This is a genomic window from Shewanella sp. KJ2020 (assembly GCF_024197625.1).
In the GTDB taxonomy this organism is placed as follows: Bacteria; Pseudomonadota; Gammaproteobacteria; order Enterobacterales; family Shewanellaceae; genus Shewanella.
In genome coordinates, this window is sequence record NZ_JAKUKD010000031.1 from 147,386 (window position 1) to 165,989 (window position 18,604).

The following is an 18,604-nucleotide window of genomic DNA, read 5'->3' on the forward strand; positions in this document are numbered from 1 at the left end:
AGCGGATTGAGAATGTGTACTGGCGAAGGTCTTATTTTAAAAGAGACTTTTATGCAGACATGACCCGCCCTTAGCGAACGGGCTAATATTTTTATTACCTACTCATCAAGCTGTTATCGAGTCCTCATTCTGTTTGGTTAACCCGTTATCCTTATACTTCTCGCCTTAGGCGATGATGTTAGCGTCTGTCGGTCGATGACGCACATGAACGCCCATAAAATGCATCGCGAGATAGCAACAAGGGCAATAGCGCACGGCTAAGGCACGTTTGACCTCTGGTAATACGGGGAAAGCGGCTCCTGCGACAGCCAGCATCAGTTGGATTTGTTGCCGTAGCGTTTTGGCATTACCTCGCAGTAAGCCATAGTCACGCACTCGCCGTAATCCTTTGGGTAATACATGTTGTAATATCAACCACAGAAATTCGACGGCGGGCAAGCTGCGTACTTGTTGGCAGCGAGTCTGACTGTCTTGATAGGTAAAACTCACCTGATTATCGACATGACGACAAATACTGCTGTCGGGTAAAACGCCCCGATAAAGGTAGCGCGACAGATATTGCAGTGCAGGCGCACCTTTACCGACAAACTGACAATCGACCACCCATTTTGAGGGAGATTGATGTGGCAGTTTAAGCTGAAGCGTGTCACTCAGATAAGCCAGTAAACGTGCTCGCCACACCTTGGCAAGATTAAAGGCGTTAAATAAGTAATGGGTTTTACACTTACGCCATTGCCGCTTGCCAGAGTGGTAGCTCCCTGCGGGGATAATGAAGTGCAGATGTGGATGGTAGTCTCTACGCCGACTGTGAGTATGCAATACCCCCGTGAAGCCGATGTCACCACTGAGCTTAGGGGAGCGTGCTGCAAAGTCTTTGAGTACACCCGCTGCTACGGTAAACATGGCGTGATAGAACGGCTCGGGTTGCGATTTTGCTATGGCTCTTAATTCAAACGGCAAGGTAAAGGTCACCATAAAATAATTCACCGGTAATAACTTAGCTTGTTGTTTACTCAACCAGTCACATGTGGTGCCATGTTGACACTGTGGGCAACTGCGATGACCACAAGAGAGCGGAAACTCAAGCTGTTGCTCGCAGGTTTGACAATCCCAGCAACTCACCCTCGCCGTGTTGCAACGACAGCTGAGCATGGCATGGATAGCATCCTTTATCTCTGGGGTGATTTGATGGGCATAACGCTGCCGAAAATCCGCCAGATGTTGACGTAAGATATCGATAAACTGGCTCATAACCCACACTCCCACCTCAAGGCTAAGCCGTTGGTTAGTTGGTTAATTGCCTCACAGGTATTTTTACGGGTGATATCAGTGAGCTGCGTGTAACGGGCGGTGGTATTCAGGCTATGGTGGCCGAGCAGTGTTTGCACCGAGCGCAAATCGAGTCCTTGCTCCAGCAAATGGGTGGCATAACTGTGACGTAGACTGTGCGGACTGATGGCTTTATGAATATTGCACTCGGAAATGACTTGCTTCATGGCTTTTTGGAGCCCACCTCTGTCCATGAGTGAGTCAGGTTGATTATCTTTACTCGGAAATAGCCAACGAGGATGACGGTGGGTGCGCCAATAGAACCTTAACGCTAACAAGGTGCGTTGAGGTAACGGCACCAGTCTATCCTTGCCCCCTTTAGCATCACGGATATGCACCTGCATCAGCCCCGCATCAATATCCCCGACCTGTAATGAAATCGCTTCACCAAGGCGCAATCCCATGCTGTACAGGGTTAAGAAACAAACCTGATAACGCAGTTGACGCGTGAGGCTGATAACCATCGCGACCTCGCAGGGCGTCAGGATATCGGGCAGGTGTTTCACCTGTGGAGGCTTAACAATATGAAGCCACTGCCAAGATTTGTTGAGAACGTGAAAGTAGAAAAACTGCAAACCGTTGCGGTCGAGTTTGACGGTGCTCCAAGAATGTGAGGCAATCAAATCAGCAAAATAGTGCTTCAAATCATCGGTGGTCAAGGTGTCGGGGCAGCAGTCAAAATATGCCGCAATACGGCGTATAGCTCGGCTATAGGCATCAATGGTTGCAGGCCGCTTGCCTTGCAAGGTTAAGTTGGTAAGATGTTGTTCATAAAGTAAATCAAAGCGTTGTTGTTCGTGAATGTCCATGATGATACTCCTAGGTTTGCGACCGAAGCAGGTCGCGTCTAGCAAGTATTTAGGATGAGGGGCAAAAGGATGGTTTTATCTTGTTCCTGCCGCAAAGCGGCTTCGTTCAACAAGTCAAGCAAGAAGGTCGCGCTAAAGCGCGCCTCTTCTTGAGGCGTTAAACCCATAGAAATTTTAATCCGAAACTCAATAATTAGAGTTGGGAATCTAACATGCTTTTGTCCCGAAACGAGTCACATATCTGCTTTAAAACAAACAGGCTACACCGATGTTAAACAGGTGAGCCATGGTTATTAGCGAGACGACCGTCCGCCCCATGGACGGGGCGGTCGAGCATCCACGGATGGACTAGCTGCGTGTCGTCGAGCAAATACCATGGTTCGCCCTTCAATATGGACCTGCATTTAATAACCAAGCAATAAGCCATTTAGTGGTATTTGCTCTTCTATATTTAACGCACTTCTGTCCCAAAGTAAGTTGTGTGGTGTCGAGTGGCTTTTGTACGCTTAAGCCACACTACATAATCAAAACAGTCAGTTTGTGTATGAGTTAGTGCAAAAAGGGGAGTCAGTTAACCTGACTCCCCTTGATATTTAAGGCGATGTTGCGCTTAGAATAGCAGGTGAGCCACGCCGGCAATCACTGGCAGCGTCACTAAGGTACGCAGGATAAATATCACGAACAGCTCAACAAAGTTCACCGGAATTTTACTGCCAATCAGCAGTGCGCCGACTTCGCTCATATAAATCAACTGAGTCACAGATAATGCCGCAATCACAAAACGGGTCATATCCGACTCAATTGAACTGGCGAGAATCGACGGAATAAACATATCGGCAAAGCCCACAACGATAGTTTTAGAGGCTTCGGTGGCTTCTGGAATATGCAGTAATTCGAGTAATGGAATAAACGGCATACCTAAGTAGTTAAAGATAGGCGTATGTTCGGCAATGATCAGCGCCGTGGTACCAATTGCCATCACCACTGGGATAATGCCAAATACCATATCGATCACGTTCTTAACGCCTTCATTCAATACGGCTTTTATGCCACCGGCGCTGGCGGCTTTTTCTAGGGCCTTATCAAAACCCCAGGAGAAAGCGCCGTGTCCCGCGGGAATGATTTCATCATCGGGTAAACGTGGCGTATCGTCGATATAGTTATCTTTCTTCCGTGATAAGGGGGGCAACTTAGGCACAATCACAGCGGCGGCAAAGCCCGCAAGGCATACTGTCAAATAGAAGGGCACAAACATATGCTCTAACTTCACCTGCGAGATGACCACTAAGCTAAAAGTGATCGATACCGCAGAGAACGTCGTGCCGATAACAGCCGCTTCCCTCTGAGTATAAAAACGCGCTTCATACTGCTTGCTGGTCAGCAAAATACCGACACTACCATCGCCTAACCAAGAGGCCATACAGTCGATAGCGCTACGACCCGGTAAGTTGAACACTGGGCGCATGATCTTAGTTAACAGTGTGCCAAAGAGTTCGAGTAGGCCGAAGTTCAGTAGCAGTGGCAATAACATGCCCGCGAAAATAAACACCGAGAACAACACGGGCAGTAAGTCGTTTAAGACTAAGGCGCCCGTACTGGAGGAGTGAATCGCTTCGGGGCCAACGGCAAAATAGGTCAGCATAATAAAGAGAGCGCCGACAACCCGAGTCGTTAACCACATGGGGCTGATATTGAGCAAGCCGTTGAGAAAGTGGTTATTGAGAACAAACTTAGGCTTGAGCATTTTGGTGAGCAGGGAGGCAAGTGCCATAGCCACCACAATCGTCGTGACGATTAAGGTGAGAACTCCACTCAACGCATTTTGCAGCGCCTTAGAGATGATTGCGATTGGAATAGTGATCGCATCGTTATAGCTGATCGGGGTCATAAACAGCAGCAGACCTATCAGCGAAGGGACGATAAAGGTGAGTATCGTCTTTATGTTGCGGTTTTTATGTTCAGTAGCCAATGGTGTACACCTTAAAGTACGAGTCGCACAAAATAAACTTGAATAAGCCGCCATCCAAAACCGTTTTTAGGGTCAGTTAAGGTGCATTTTCATTCAGCTCAAAATCGAGAAGGGGGAAGATTACTCGCTTAGCCCCTCTATGTAAAACGATTCGCTAGTTAGTTTGATATAAGCAACAAAACAGCATAGTTATTTCGGCGCCAGTATCAAGGGGTTGTTGCAGTGCTTAACGGAGTGGTTTAAGGTTAGTTGTTTTTAAATCAATTGCTTATGATTTTATATTGCGTCAGTTTTAGTAAGGTGCGCAGTTTTATCATTTATGGCGGTTCGTATTTGTATTCGACTAAAAAATACCAGCCAAGGAGGATTTAGCCATGTTTAGCCAACTGTTAACCCCAATTGAGTATGACTAAAAAGTCGATAAAGATGCGGAAAGTAAAAATTTTCCGATAAAGCGGATGTGCGCCGCTTTAAATCTTTTTATTTCCATGTAAGGTATTACTACCTCTATTTGGCTAAATTACTCATGACTGTTACACGATCAAGTATCACGATAAAGAAGGGGTCAGTGCTCGCCACTAAATTTGGCTTTCTTGGTCTCTTTGGGTTATTGCTAGGGATTGTTGTGTCTATCGTCGGATTTAACTATTCCGAGCGAGAAACCTTTAACTTTTTAAACTACACCCTAAGTGAACTCGGTACCTATGGGCATTCTGCCTATGCAGTGGTCCTCAATGGTGGGTTGTTTTTTGGCAGTTTAAGCATTGTTTTTTATTGCTTATCCTCGTTGCAAAACGTGACGTCCTTCTGGGAGTATCCTTTTTTTATCTGCCTAGCCTTCACTTTTTTAGCCTTAGCCTGTGTAGGTCTGTTTCCGGTCAATGTGTACCATTTACACATTTTAGGCCTGAAATGGTTTTTCTATTTTGGCAGCCTTAGCGCAATATTTTATTTGGTTTTAGTCCTAGTGAGTCGCGCGGCTTTTGGCCGTTTAACGGTATTACTGGCGCTGATGGTGTTCGCCAGCATGATGACATTCCTCTATGCCCCGCAGTTATCTTTGGGGCTCACCGAAGGGGATAGGCCTTTTTATCAGGAAATGGTGCTGCAGTTTCCACGCCCAAGCTTATGGTGGCCAGCCCTATTAGAGTGGCTAGGGCTGGGGAGCTTATTGGGGTGGGTGGGCGCCCTGTTACTGAGTCAGCTCAGTTTTACCAAAGTGCCAGTGTCTGAAAAACAGCCTAACTAATATGAATGGCGACACCAGCCTCGCCAAACCAGTAGCCATTGCATTGCTCTGCACTCATGGGAAAGTGGGGCGACAATTCAGGGGCGTTGAGCGTATCGACTAAGGTATCGGCCATAGTTATGCATTCCATACTGCTGGGGGATATCCTAAAAATATCGACTCCCATCTTAGCCATAGTGACTATTTCACCACGTAGATCTAAGCAATGGGCCGACTGGGTTTGTATGCCATTAAGCCTAAGCAGAGGTTGCTGTTCCTGGGTTTGGGCGAGCAGCCCTTTGCTGTACTGCCGGCAAACCGTTTCGCAGCTGTCCTTAGTGAGTTGTTTGTGCCTTGCGGTAAAGCAGCGCGCCGAATGGGCGAGGGGCAAATAGCCATGGCCTAACACTTCAACTTCAAATGAGGGTTTTTCTTGGATCACTTGGCTAAGCCAGGCCTTAGATAACTCCACTGGCATCACAAACCTTTTCATACCAATGCGTTGCAGGATATCTAAACTGGCGCGGTTGTAGTTATTGATACTCGCACCGCAGACAAAGGGCAGTTTATGTTCTTGGGCAAGATACACTGCCGCCATATCGTTCGCTTCGACGATAAATTCGCCATTTTCGACTTGGCGTTTTAGCTCCGCATATTCAGAGGGCGCTTCGATTAATGCCAGCGTTGATATCACCACCTCTTTACCCGCCTGTTTGAGCATCTGCGCTATAGCTAGATAATCGCCCCATTTGAGTTCGCGTCTACGGCTACAAACGGCTTCGCCTAAATACACTAAGGGAATGCGACTGGTAGAAACTTGTTGGTAAAAATCAATGACCTGTTGTTTTTGCCAGCAATATAGCAACGGCCCTAGGGAAATATTCATCACTCCTCCTTTATCCATTTTTGTTATCTGTGATTGACCGTTTATTGCCAATTGCGCTCATAGGCACCCAGAGTGGTAATTTGCCCTTCGGACACCTTTGCCAGTGCCTGTTCCCAATGGGATTGGCTTTGGAATTGCTCGGGATTATTGAGGTAGGTATCTATGGCTTGACGCCAAACTTTAGTGACTTGCTCAACATAGGCAGGGCTGCGTTGGCGGCCTTCAATTTTCAGCGACACTATGCCCGCCTTGGCAAGTTCGGGCAGTAAGCTTAGGGTGTTCAAACTGGTCGGTGACTCGAGTAAATACTGGGGCGAGTCCTGATCTTCGGTGAGATAACGGCCTTTACACACCACGGGATAGCCCATTTGCTCATCGAGCCCCGACTTGTCAATAAGCACCTCATTGAGGCGAGTGAGTCTGTCCTGACCTTGTTCTTCCCAGCGCACATGCTTTGCGGGAGAGCAGGAGCCGCCGGTGTTGGGGGATTGGCCGGTCACATAGGAGGATAAATGGCAACGCCCCTCGGCCATAATGCACAGGCTGCCGAAGGCGAACACTTCTAAATCCACTTGGCTGACCTTGGCCAAGTCGCGCACTTGCTTCATGGATAAGACCCGCGGCAGTACGACTCGGGCGATATTGAAGGTTTCCTTATAAAAATTAAGCGCCCCTAGGTTAGTGGCACTGGCCTGCACCGATAAATGCAGCGGCAGCTTGGGATAGTGCCTGTGGGCATAATCGAGTAAAGAAAGATCGGCAACGATTAGGGCATCCATACCAAGCTTTGCTGCTAAATCAATAGCTTGATACCAACGGTGTTCTTCACCTGGCTTAGGGAAGGTATTTAAGGTTAAAAAGATTTTTTTACCTTGCTTGTGCGTAAGTTCCGCCGCTTCCTGTAATTTTGCCGGGGTGAAGTTTAACCCTGCAAATGAACGTGCATTGGTATCATCTTTTAATCCTAGGTATACCGCGTCGGCTCCGGCCTGTAGTGCCGCCTTTAACGAGGCCAGATTTCCCGCTGGACACAATAACTCCATAATGGTGCTCCCGATAAAATAATAGCCGCAGAGTGTAGGCAAGATTGAATGACGGTGAATTGATTTAAAACAGGTTTAAGATCATAAAATCTAGGTAAACTGAGATATATCGTGTTTTTTTCCGTAGGAATTTGCGTATGTCCGCTGTTTTTTCAGCAAATGTTGCTAAGCAACTGTTAACCTTTACCCCTAAATTAATGCGTTTTCCCCTTGGGAAAGTTCCCTTCAGCTTGAAGGCAAAAGCCATTAGCCAACTGTTGGGGCTGCTGTTAGCCCAACAAATGGCGGACGATGAGCTAACATTTTTAGTCGATAAATGGGTGGCTATCCGGGTAGAGGACTTAGACCTCGACTTTGAGGTGAGTTTTAATGGCCAATGGCAAGTGAGAAAGTTGACCGACGCCCAGGTGACCTTTAGTGCTAACTCGGCAGAACTCCTGTTAGTGGCGGCGGCAAAGGAAGATCCCGATACGTTATTCTTCCAGCGTAAGTTGAGTATTCAAGGCGACACAGAACTTGGGCTCGAAGTGAAAAACCTGCTGCTCAGCATCGAATTTGCCAGTATGCCAACCCCCATTCGCCTCAGCGTTGAAAAACTCGCCGCAATGATTGAGCGTCTGCAAATTGCCGCTAAACCAACGGTTATCCTTGGTAAAACCCCAAGCCTTAGCTAAATATGAAAGTTAAATGCGAAAGCTAAAAACGTATTTTGAACTTTATATAAAAAAGCCCCAGAGATATCTCTCCGGGGCTTTTTTATCATTTTAACGCTGAATGAGTACTACAACGGCTTTTGTGTTAGCAGGGCAAATTTCACTAACAATTCATCGTTGGACTCGATACGGTTTGGATCGGGGTCGATACAATCAATAGGGCAGACGGACACGCAGGTCGGTTTATCGTAATGACCCACGCATTCGGTGCAGCGGTCAGGGTCGATTTCATAGATCTCTTCGCCCATAGTGATCGCCTGATTAGGACACTCAGGCTCACACATGTCGCAGTTGATGCAGCTATCGTCGATCAGTAATGACATACCTTAACCTAGTTCATGTGGGTTGCGGGTATCCTGGCCTTGGGGCAGGTTACGCAGCAAAATACCGTGGCTCAAATCGACTTCCTTAGGCACGGGTAGATACACAGTGTGCCCCGAACCTAGGCCCGCTTCAACCGCTTCCGCTTTGCGGTTTTCGAGGTGCTCAATCGTCAGGTTCATATTACCCTGCGGCGTCATCAGCTCGACACTGTCGCCAACGGAGAATTTATTCTTCACTTCGATTTCAGCAAGGCCAGCCAGATTGCGTTTACCCGTCAGTTCACCCACAAACTGTTGGGTATCGCTAACTGAGTAGCCATAGTCGTAATTTTGATATTCATCATGCACATGGCGACGTAAAAAGCCTTCGGTATAGCCACGGTGGGCCAGCCCTTCTAATTGATTCATTAGGCTGCGATCGAAATCTTTACCCGATGACGCATCTTCAATCGCGCGGCGATAGAGCTGTGCGGTGCGAGCCACGTAATAGAAAGATTTAGTACGGCCTTCGATTTTGAGTGAGTCTATGCCCATTTTTGTTAGGCGCTCAACGTGCTGAATAGCCCGTAAGTCTTTAGAGTTCATGATATAAGTACCATGCTCATCTTCAAAGGCTGGCATGTATTCGCCGGGACGATTGGCTTCCTGCAGCAGGAAGATTTGATCCGTTGGCGCGCCAGCACCTAAGGTCGTTGGTGTTTCGATTTGTACTGCATTGGGCATGGCAATGATGTCGCCACTGTCGTTTTGCTGCGCTTCGTGCACGTCGTATTTCCAGCGGCAAGCATTAGTGCAAGTGCCTTGGTTAGGATCGCGTTTATTGATATAACCCGAGAGTAAACAACGGCCAGAATAGGCCATACACAGGGCACCATGGACAAACACTTCGAGCTCAATATCGGGGCAGCGCTGACGAATTTCTTCGATTTCATCTAAGGACAACTCGCGGGACAGGATCACGCGCTTGATACCTTGGGTTTGCCAAAACTTGACCGAGGCCCAGTTGATGGCATTTGCCTGCACGGATAAATGCACGACTTGATCGGGAAACGCCTCACGCACCATCATGATTAAACCCGGATCGGACATGATCAGCGCATCTGGCTTCATCGCCACTACGGGCTCCATATCCTTGATATAGGTTTTAAGTTTGGCATTGTGGGGCGCGATATTGCTCACCACATAGAGCTTTTTACCCAGCGCATGGGCTTCTTCAATCCCTGTGGCAAGGTTTTCCATTTTAAAGTCATTATTGCGTACCCTTAAGCTATATCTTGGCTGACCGGCATACACAGCATCTGCACCATAGGCAAAAGCATAGCGCATGTTTTTCAGCGTCCCTGCGGGAGATAGTAGCTCTGGTTTAAACATAATGACTCTCGAATTGGTTGGTAGAATAGAGGCGCAGTGCGCGGGGGCGGCATTTTACACAATGGAAGTAGGGTTATGCAAATGGCGACGCCTAACTTTAGCTGTACTTCACACTTTGCGAATGTAAGCGTTTTAATCCCTCGGGAATGGAACAGCAAAGCACTCTATGGGGAAAATTGATAACGCAATCATACAAATTATTAACCTTGGCCGCTTTTTCTACTCATCTCATCACAGCCAACTGATATACTCCAACTATCCAATGTTTATATTGATAGATTGATGGGAGCTAAGATGTCTACCGAACATCTACTGTTAGTCGGCTTATTAAAAAAACTAAAAGATGATGCCTTAGTATTGCCAACCTTACCCGAAGTCGCAATGCGGGTGCAGGAAGTCGTGGGACGTTCCGATGCCAGCCTTAAACAAGTGGCCGAAGTGATTGGCCAAGATGCGGCGATTTCGGCTCGGATCATCAAAGTGGCCAACAGTGCTTTATATAGTCGTGGTATTCCCGCCGAGAGCATTAACAGCGCCGTTTCACGTATTGGATTAATTCAGATCAAAAGCATTGCCACGTCCGTTGCGATGGAACAATTATTTATTTCCACCAATGAAATGGTGTGGGAAGTGATGGATGAAGTGTGGCGGACCTCCATCGATGTTACCGCGGCGGCTTGCGCTATGTTGCAGATGTACAATAGGCGTCGCCATGGCAGTGGGTTAAACTTTGATACCTTAACCTTGGCGGGGCTAGTGCATAACATCGGGGCTTTACCCGTATTAACCGAGGCCGAAGCGCATCCAGAGTTATTTACTAGCATTGATCAATTACGTTCGCTGGTGCGTAAAATGCAGGGTCCGTTAGGACGGGCCGTATTAAAGAGTTGGGATTTTGCCCCCGAAGTGATGGAAGTGGTTGAGCGCTGGGCGGATCTTCCTTATTTGCCCGAGCATGTGACTTACTTAGATTTTATCCGCGCCGCGGCATTTTATTCGGGTGAATTGCGTGCTGGCACAGAGTTAGAGCAGCGTTTAGACGTATTTGTTGCACGGGGATTGCCTGTATCGGCTGGCGATCTCGCCAGCGATGAGTTTATGGATAAATTCCATTCTATTAGAGAAAGTTACCAATAGTCGGCCTAAATGGAACTCAAATGGTGACTCGGTGCGACAAACGCTGAGTCCCATTGGAAATAAGCTTACGCGGTAAGATTGAGGCCTAGGTATGATTATGTTGGGATTTATTGGGGTAGCACTGTTTATCATCTTGATAGGTGTGCTGTACATTTTGTTAGAAAAATACCGCTCTTTGCGACAACAACAACGATTTTTAGCGCAACTTTGTCCGCAGCTTGACCAGCAAAAGATTGAACGCCAGCCCCTCAATATCCCCATAGTGCCGCAGGAATTTGCCCCGCTCTATCACTCTTTAAATGAGATGTTAGCCGCCTTACCCGCAGGAACGGGTAAGGACAAACTGACCGGGCTCAGCAACCGCCTCGGGCTGAAACGCACCTTAGCCTCCATGATGCCGATCACCCAAGGCACTATGGTGTTGCTCGATATCTATCGGTTTCGCTACGTGAATGATCTTTTCGGCTTTGTGTTTGGCGATATCTTACTGCAGCAGTTTGCCGAACGACTAACCAACCTCAGTGTCGCCCCAAGGCTGATTGCGCGTTTAAATGGCGATGAGTTTTTTCTGTACTATGAGCAGAGCCTATCTGAGGAGCAATTACAGCAACTGCGCGGCCGCCTACAGGTGCCCTTTAGGATTAAAGACACGCCTGTCAGCGTGCGGGTTCAGGTGGGGTGCGTACAGCTAGAGCAGCACCATGCCGATGCCAGTAATATGCTACGCAGACTCGATCTTGCCCTTAACAAAGCGCGTGTGACACGCAGTGCCATTGCCTATTACAGTGAGAATGATGATATTAGGCAACTGCGGGAACTACAGATTATTGATAGCTTACCCAAAGGCTTACAGCGTAATCATTTGTATATGGTGTACCAGCCTAAGCAGGATGTAAAAACGGGACAGTGCACTCAAGTCGAAGCGTTAATACGCTGGGATCACGAAACCTTAGGGTTTATTTCTCCTAGTGAGTTTATTCCCTTGGCCGAATACGCAGGCATGATTGATTTAGTGAGTCGTTGGGCGTTGGAGCAAGTGTTAGCTCAGCAGGTAAAATGGCGGGCCATGGGGATGAAGCTGTGTGTGGCGGTCAATCTATCGACCCGGGATCTTGACAGTGAAACCTTGCCCCAGGAGTTGGCGGCGCGTCTTACCCATTACCAGTTGCCCCCAGAATGTTTAATGATCGAAATCACCGAAAGTACCTTGATGGCGGATCTTAATAAGGCCGTGGAAACCTTAGGGAAAATTCGCAAACTGGGGATCAAACTCGCTATCGATGACTTTGGCACTGGTCACTCATCCCTCGCGTATTTAAAGCATTTGCCCGCCAATGAGGTCAAAATTGATAAGGCTTTTTTAAGGGATCTTGAGCAGAATAAATCGGCGGAATACATCCTCGAGGCGAGTATCAACATCGCGAAAAAGCTCGGCTATGATGTTACTGTCGAAGGGGTTGAAACCCCTGAAATACGTGAGATTTTAGTAGAAATGGGCGCAGATACACTGCAGGGTATGCATTACGCTAAACCTATGAGAGCCGCAGAACTGGAAATGAACTGGGCTCAGTTACAGCGACGCTTTTAGGTTTACTTGGATGCTTATTGGTTCAGTTCAAATCCGCTACTGAGGGCAGCAATTAACTCCGCTGGCATTGGGGCGAGTTGGCGGGCTTGATTCATGCACACCATTTCAATCGTGGCCGTCACCGCAGGTTTTTTGCCCTGTGGTCGCCATATTTCCTGTTGCCATACGGTGCGATATTTACTCTCAAAATAAAACCGAGTGCGCACATCGATAATATCGGCAAATTCCACACCTTCATGACACAACATATCGCTACGATACACGGCAAAACCCAGTTGATTTTGTTGCCACAGGGCACTTAAACGCTCGGCACCAATCACATGCTCGCGGGCGCGCTCAAAGTATTTCAAAAAGTTAGGGTGATAAACCACGCCAGAAAAATCGGTATCTTCGTAGTAAATTTGTACCGGGAAAGAATAGGTTGGGCTAAATTGTGGCATGGGATATAAGCAAGTTTTTGAGTTTATCGTTGGGCGCAGTCTAGCGGTTTATGGCGTTAAACAAAACTACAAAAAGCAAAAAGCCATATTCACCGAAGTGAATATGGCTTAGGGTAAACGTCGCTATTAGCGGATGATCATTTGATCGCGTTCAGGTCCAACGGATACCATGCTGACGCGCACACCCATTAACTCTTCGATACGTTCAACATATTGCTGCGCGGCCTTTGGCAGGCTTTCGAAGGTGCGGCAAGTGGTAATATCTTCGCTCCAACTTGGCATTTGCTCATACACTGGGCTCAATGCAGCCGTTTGTGGCCAAATGGGGTTCTCAGTGTGCTCACCGTCGTAGGCAATACAAATCTTGAGATCTTTCATGCCAGTCAGACAGTCAATCTTGGTCAGGGCGATTTCAGTTGCCGCTTGCAGCTCAACACCATTGCGAGTAGCAACGGCATCGAAGTAACCCATATCCCGTGGACGACCCGTGGTTGCACCAAACTCGTTGGCGTTTTTACGGAAATCATCCTGCTCTTCCATTGCAGTCACTAAGGTGCCTGTGCCTACTGATGAGCTAAAGGCTTTCGCCACTGCAATCACACGCTCTGGGCGCAGTGCAGGTAAACCACTGCCTAAACCAGCGAAAGCCGCGGTTACGTTAGAAGAGGTTGTGTACGGATATTCACCGTAAATCAAGTCACGACCCGCACCTAATTGGGCTTCGAATAATAGGTTAGCATCTTGTTTTTGTAATGCTTTTAATGGCTCTGTCACATTACAAATAAACGGACGCCATGGCGCAGTTACTTCTAATAACCACTGGGTCATTTCGGCGGCGGTTTGGCTAAAGTCACAGCTTGGATAAAGTGCTTTTAACTGTGGCAGTTTCCAGTCAAGCATAAATTGAATGCGCTCTTGCAGCACTTCGGGTTGCTTTAACCAGCCGACTAAAATGCCTTTTTTCATCACGCGATCGCCATAGGCGGGCGCAATGCCTTGACGGGTTGAACCGTAGGCAAGATCGCCAAGACGTTGTTCTTCTAAGGTATCTTCCAGTGCATGAATCGGTAAGCACAGGGTGGCGCGGTCAGAAATGCACAGCTTAACGTCAATGCCTGCAGCTTCCACTTCAGCAATTTCTACACTGAGTTTTTCAGGGCTGATCACCATACCAGGACCAAGAACTGCAATACAGTTAGGGTTGAAAATACCGCTAGGTAATTGGTGTAATTTAAAGGTGCCATAGTCGTTAACGACCGTATGGCCTGCGTTGTTACCACCTTGAAAGCGAACACTCGCAGCAGCATCTGCGGCTAAATAATCTACGATGCGGCCTTTGCCTTCATCACCCCAATTTGCACCCACAACCACGATAGACGGCATAACATCATCTCCACATTGATTAAGCGGTTATGCTAGACCTCCAATATAAATAAGAGAAATTAATTATAGTTATCGTGCTGATAAGGATTTCATATATCATTATCCCGTGATTAATACATTTTTACTGTCTTGGGGTGCACTATGCTCGATCTCCATTGGTTAAAAACCTTTGTTGCCCTCGCTGAATATAAGCATTTTGGTAAGGCTGCGGCGGCATTGCATATGACACAGCCTAATGTGAGCTTACACATTAAGCAGTTAGAGCAAACGACTCGGGTGAAGTTGATTGAACGTAATCCCTTTCGATTAACGCAGGCGGGATTTCGTCTGTTAGAGAGCAGCCAAAAGACTCTGATGGAATTACAAATTTGCCAGGCGGATCTGAATGCCATTAATGATCTTAGCCAAGGCACCTTGACCATAGCGGCGAGTGATATTATTTCGCGGTTGCTGTTGATCCAACCGTTTCAACTCTTTAAAGCGGAGTTTCCGGGAATTGATTTTTCACTGCTTAATACCACATCTTCGCAGGCCTCGGAGTTAGTGACCAATGCCGAAGCCGATTTAGGCTTTGTGATTGCACAAAAGGAGAGCCAACCGCTGCATTTTACTGAATTACAGCAAATTAAATGGTGTGCCCTTGGGGATAATCTTGAACTTTGGCAGCAGGCTAAATTGTCAGCGGATACGCCACTAGCCGAGCAACCGACATTGATTTTACTCGGCCACGATACCCGTACCCGTGAGTTATTGGATCCCGCACTCCCATCCTTAAACCTGCCCAGTTACAGGATCATGGAGGTGGGCAGTGTTGATGCGCAAATTGATTGGGCTGAAGCCGGATTTGGGGTCGCGATTGTGCCCGAGTTTTCGATTTACACTAAGGCTAATTTGACGACTAAGGTCACGCCTCTGCCGCAATTTCCAAGTACGAGTTTGGGCTATATAGTGCGGCAAAATCAGATTCTTTCTAAGGCGATAAAACAGCTTTTATACTGGGTAAATCAAGAGATTATCCGCTCGCAGCAGTCTTAATATACTATTGTTCTGTGGCGAAGAGTTGTTGATATTGACCATCATTTTTAAGTTGTAATAATCCTTTATCCAGTGCCTGAGCGAGCAGTACTGACTTGGGATTTGCCTTAGAAAACGCGAGGTAAATATTGCTGCTGTGATTATTAAAGGCAGGGATCACCTCATCACTCACCCCCATCTTCTGTAAATTATCTTTAGCGACGAGGTCGAACATTAATGCGGTATCTATACGTCCTATCAGCAATAAATTAATTAACTGTTGTTGTGTGGCAACTTGCACTAGGTTGAGCTGCCTTTGTTTGACTAATAGGGGGAACTCATCACCATATTCGTAGCTTTTTACCACCCCAACGACAGTGCCCTTAGGCAGATCCCATTTATTCGCCGCTTTTATAGCCTGTTCTTTTTTATGATAAAAAGAGGCTGTTGCAATAAATAAAGGTGTAGTACCAAACACAAATCGCTGCTCAGTGCTCGCCTCACGAGTCACATTAAAAACACCGTCTACAGCGCCTTTTTCCGCCATCATTAATGCACGGGAATAGGGAACGACGAGGCTATTAACTTCGATATTAGATTGCTTAAATGCCGCGGTAATTAAGCGGTGGGAAATACCTTGTCCGAACTGATTCGCAAAGGGTGGCCAGCTATCTTCCGCCGCCAAAGTGATCGCCTGTTGGGGAGTTATGCTGGCTAGAGGGGAGCCTTCTTCGGCAAAGACGAGGGAGCTCACCACCGAAAAGAATAACAAAGTGAAACCAAGCGAAAATGACCAAGGCAAATAAAATAGTTGGGGTATTTTTATGTTTGCTTGAGTCCCTACACGCATTTGGCGTCCGTTTATACCTACCTTGATATATGGCGTTTATAGCATAAGTCTCTGTCGCTAGGCTAATGATTTTATGGGAGCTTGAATGTAATTGATAGCATTATGAAATTGATAAACTCCAGCGGACCTTCCGATGATCCGGCCGGTTTAAACACATTGCACTCAACGCCAGTATTGATGCCGATCTTTCAGAGGAGCAGAAGCGTGAATTTTTAGATACTGTGTGCAATTGTTGCCCTATTCATGACAATCTTGTACACCCGACACTCGTGATCCATAGGGTTATTAACGATTGATGGTAAATCGCCCCAAATAATCTCCCCAAAAAATAACCCCCCGTTAGGCCATGGCTTAACAGGGGGTATTCAATTAAGTCGCTAAATTAGCGGTTACTTTTTGGAAAATTCGCTAACACCAGCTCAGCCACTTGGCGCAATTCCTGCGAACAGATCCCATTGGTTGCTTGTACGGCCATGCCTTGTAAGACAGTGCCGATATAACGGGCGAGCAATAGCGGATCGGCTGTCTCGGGTAAATCCCCTTCGTCTTTAGCGCGTTGTAGTCGCTCACACAGGGCCTGCTCTCCGTCTCGGCGGCGATTGATCAAGGTTTCTTTAATGGCTTCACCCGCTTCGCTACAGGTTAGAGCCCCTTGGACAATCAAACAGCCTTGCGGATGGCTAGCATCGGCGAGCGAACTGGCGGCACCTAAGAGCATGGACTCTACGACTTGGTAGGCGGTTTTCTGTTCAAGTGCTGGGTAGAAAAACGCGCAGGGGCGCTGTTCATATAATTCTATCGCCTTGAGAAATAACTGTTCTTTATTACCGAAGGCGGCATAGAGGCTAGGTTTATTAATGCCCATTGCTTGGGTGAGATCGGTTAATGACGTCCCTTCAAAACCTTTGCGCCAGAAGACTTCTAAGGCTTTCGCTAATGCATAATTAGTGTCGAAGGCTCGCGGGCGACCTACGCAGGGCATCTGGGTGGCGGTTGACATCAATAGGCTCCTCAATTCTCAATTGCCCCTAGGATAGACATGGGTTTAGTCCATGTCCAGCCACACTTGCTACGGGTGGTAGCACGGGCGAGTGACTCATCAATTGTATTTCCCAATCCTTCAATGAAAAACCCGCCTTTTAAATTTATACCGAGTGGTACATAAATTTGTTGACAGCGTCATTTTACGCTATATATTACCGCTCAGTACAGAATATTTTTTACCAGTCGGTATTTTATTCGAACTGCACAGAATGACCACCACTTTGAGGACACGAATATGATGAGTCACAAACCTTTACGAATAATGATGTTAACGGCCATTGCCGCTGTCGTCCTTTCTGCTTGTGGTGAGCAAACCGCGCAACAGGGTCCCGCACCCAGTGCGCCTAAGGTCGATGTCGCCCAAGTATTGCACGAGCGAGTCACCGAATGGGACGAGTTTACCGGCCGTCTACAGGCGCCCGAAAGTGTGACTTTAGTGCCACGGGTTTCAGGTTATATAGAGTCAGTGAATTTTAAAGAAGGCGCCTTAGTGAAAAAAGGCGAGGTGTTATTCCGTATCGATCCCAGCGTATTTGCTGCGGAAGTGGCCCGGTTAAAAGCAGATCTTGCTAGCGCACTTTCTGCCGAGCAACTGGCCACTAACGATCTAGAACGCGCTCGTAAGTTATTTGCCCAAAAAGCGGTGTCAGCAGAATTACTCGACACCCGAGAGTCGAATAAACGTCAAACTGCGGCGGCCGTAGCTTCGGTTAAAGCGGCATTGCTGCGGGCCGAACTCGATTTGGATTATACCCAAGTGCGTGCGCCGATTGATGGTCGCGTCTCCTACGCCAATGTCACCGCGGGTAACTATGTCACCGCAGGGCAGAGTGTGCTGACCAGCTTAGTGTCCACCGCCAGCATGTATGCCTATTTCGATGTAGACGAGCAAACCTACCTTAAATACGTAAAGTTAACCGCGCAGAAGAAACGTAATGATCCCCGCGCGGGCGATAATCCTGTGTATATGGCCTTAGCCAATGAGCGTGATTATCAGCGTGTTGGTATGGTCGACTTTGTCGATAATGCCATGGATAAACAGACGGGCACTATTAGAGTTCGAGCCACTTTTGATAATGAAGACAATAGCTTACTGCCAGGATTGTTTGCCCGCCTTCGCACCGCAGGTAGCGGCGCCTATGAAAGTATCTTGATAGACGATAAAGCCGTTGGCACAGATCTGAATAATAAGTTTGTGCTAGTCCTAGCCAATGATGGCACGGTCGAATATCGCGGCGTGACCTTAGGTGAGAAAGTCCAAGGGCTTCGAATCGTGACCCAAGGTTTAGAAGCCGAAGATAAGATCGTAGTCAACGGTATGCAGCGCGTACGCCCTAAGATGCAAATTGAGCCAAACATGGTGGACATGGTCGATAGCGACAAGCTAGAAGCATTGCGCCAAGCCCAATTAATGCTCGATAAAAACCAAGACCATTTGACGGCGCAAGCGGTCGAATCGACGCGTCGCGGTTAAGGA

The 18,604-nt window shown here is 47.4% G+C and carries 17 protein-coding genes; 6 read left to right on the forward strand and 11 right to left on the reverse strand.

Annotated elements, in window-relative coordinates; all coding sequences use genetic code 11:
- Positions 1-165: 165 nt before the first annotated feature.
- From MJO46_RS17465 to MJO46_RS17475, 3 genes are all read right to left on the reverse strand, one after another.
- Positions 166-1,251 (reverse strand): IS91 family transposase, encoded by a 1,086-nt coding sequence (locus MJO46_RS17465; protein WP_069453528.1) that lies wholly within the window; start codon positions 1,249-1,251, stop codon positions 166-168.
- A complete protein-coding gene (locus MJO46_RS17470) occupies positions 1,248-2,138 on the reverse strand; it encodes a site-specific integrase (RefSeq protein WP_253990419.1) in 891 nt (296 codons plus the stop codon). Before MJO46_RS17470 ends, MJO46_RS17465 begins: the two co-directional genes overlap by 4 nt.
- A gap of 610 nt (positions 2,139-2,748) precedes the next feature.
- The gene (locus MJO46_RS17475) at positions 2,749-4,107 is read right to left on the reverse strand and encodes a YjiH family protein (RefSeq protein ID WP_253990420.1); all 1,359 of its coding nucleotides are present in this window, start codon (positions 4,105-4,107) and stop codon (positions 2,749-2,751) included.
- Positions 4,108-4,633: 526 nt separating this feature from the next.
- On the opposite strand from MJO46_RS17475, the gene MJO46_RS17480 reads away from it, so the two are divergent.
- Complete coding sequence (locus tag MJO46_RS17480; protein WP_253990421.1) at positions 4,634-5,356, forward strand: hypothetical protein; 723 nt, start codon at positions 4,634-4,636, stop codon at positions 5,354-5,356.
- Here the strand turns inward: MJO46_RS17480 and MJO46_RS17485 are convergent.
- Positions 5,349-6,221, reverse strand: a complete 873-nt coding sequence (locus MJO46_RS17485) for a U32 family peptidase (RefSeq protein ID WP_253990422.1) — start codon at positions 6,219-6,221, stop codon at positions 5,349-5,351. The two genes, MJO46_RS17480 and MJO46_RS17485, sit on opposite strands and share 8 nt — an antisense overlap.
- Before the next feature lie 41 nt (positions 6,222-6,262).
- Entirely contained in the window at positions 6,263-7,264 is a 1,002-nt protein-coding gene (locus tag MJO46_RS17490) for a peptidase U32 family protein (RefSeq protein WP_253990423.1), read from the reverse strand.
- Positions 7,265-7,401: 137 nt separating this feature from the next.
- Between MJO46_RS17490 and MJO46_RS17495 the strand changes: the two genes are divergently transcribed.
- A complete protein-coding gene (locus tag MJO46_RS17495) occupies positions 7,402-7,938 on the forward strand; it encodes an SCP2 domain-containing protein (protein WP_198780739.1) in 537 nt (178 codons plus the stop codon).
- A 107-nt stretch (positions 7,939-8,045) separates the two neighbouring features.
- On the opposite strand, the gene MJO46_RS17500 is transcribed toward MJO46_RS17495, so the two are convergent.
- Together MJO46_RS17500 and yegQ are read right to left on the reverse strand one after the other, a co-directional pair.
- Positions 8,046-8,300 carry a YfhL family 4Fe-4S dicluster ferredoxin gene (locus MJO46_RS17500; protein ID WP_253990424.1) on the reverse strand — a complete coding sequence of 85 codons (255 nt, stop codon included), beginning with the start codon at positions 8,298-8,300 and terminating at the stop codon, positions 8,046-8,048.
- Between the two features lie 3 nt (positions 8,301-8,303).
- Complete coding sequence (gene yegQ, locus MJO46_RS17505; protein ID WP_253990425.1) at positions 8,304-9,671, reverse strand: tRNA 5-hydroxyuridine modification protein YegQ; 1,368 nt, start codon at positions 9,669-9,671, stop codon at positions 8,304-8,306.
- A 294-nt stretch (positions 9,672-9,965) separates the two neighbouring features.
- Between yegQ and MJO46_RS17510 the strand changes: the two genes are divergently transcribed.
- The gene (locus MJO46_RS17510) at positions 9,966-10,808 is read left to right on the forward strand and encodes an HDOD domain-containing protein (RefSeq protein ID WP_253990426.1); all 843 of its coding nucleotides are present in this window, start codon (positions 9,966-9,968) and stop codon (positions 10,806-10,808) included.
- Positions 10,809-10,899: 91 nt separating this feature from the next.
- Complete coding sequence (locus MJO46_RS17515) at positions 10,900-12,396, forward strand: bifunctional diguanylate cyclase/phosphodiesterase (protein ID WP_253990427.1); 1,497 nt, start codon at positions 10,900-10,902, stop codon at positions 12,394-12,396.
- 14 nt (positions 12,397-12,410) lie between these two features.
- On the opposite strand, the gene MJO46_RS17520 is transcribed toward MJO46_RS17515, so the two are convergent.
- Positions 12,411-12,836 (reverse strand): thioesterase family protein, encoded by a 426-nt coding sequence (locus tag MJO46_RS17520; RefSeq protein WP_253990428.1) that lies wholly within the window; start codon positions 12,834-12,836, stop codon positions 12,411-12,413.
- Between the two features lie 126 nt (positions 12,837-12,962).
- The gene (locus MJO46_RS17525) at positions 12,963-14,219 is read right to left on the reverse strand and encodes an adenylosuccinate synthase (RefSeq protein WP_253990429.1); all 1,257 of its coding nucleotides are present in this window, start codon (positions 14,217-14,219) and stop codon (positions 12,963-12,965) included.
- A gap of 141 nt (positions 14,220-14,360) precedes the next feature.
- On the opposite strand from MJO46_RS17525, the gene MJO46_RS17530 reads away from it, so the two are divergent.
- Positions 14,361-15,254: a LysR family transcriptional regulator gene (locus MJO46_RS17530; protein WP_253990430.1), complete on the forward strand. Its 894-nt coding sequence runs from the start codon at positions 14,361-14,363 to the stop codon at positions 15,252-15,254.
- Positions 15,255-15,258: 4 nt separating this feature from the next.
- Here MJO46_RS17530 and MJO46_RS17535 read toward each other — a convergent pair whose 3' ends face one another.
- Together MJO46_RS17535 and MJO46_RS17540 are read right to left on the reverse strand one after the other, a co-directional pair.
- The gene (locus MJO46_RS17535) at positions 15,259-16,083 is read right to left on the reverse strand and encodes an ABC transporter substrate-binding protein (RefSeq protein ID WP_253990431.1); all 825 of its coding nucleotides are present in this window, start codon (positions 16,081-16,083) and stop codon (positions 15,259-15,261) included.
- Positions 16,084-16,465: 382 nt separating this feature from the next.
- A complete protein-coding gene (locus MJO46_RS17540; protein WP_253990432.1) occupies positions 16,466-17,083 on the reverse strand; it encodes a TetR/AcrR family transcriptional regulator in 618 nt (205 codons plus the stop codon).
- Positions 17,084-17,362: 279 nt separating this feature from the next.
- Here MJO46_RS17540 and MJO46_RS17545 point away from each other — a divergent pair, with 279 nt between their 5' ends.
- The gene (locus MJO46_RS17545; RefSeq protein ID WP_253990433.1) at positions 17,363-18,601 is read left to right on the forward strand and encodes an efflux RND transporter periplasmic adaptor subunit; all 1,239 of its coding nucleotides are present in this window, start codon (positions 17,363-17,365) and stop codon (positions 18,599-18,601) included.
- Positions 18,602-18,604 lie beyond the last annotated feature (3 nt).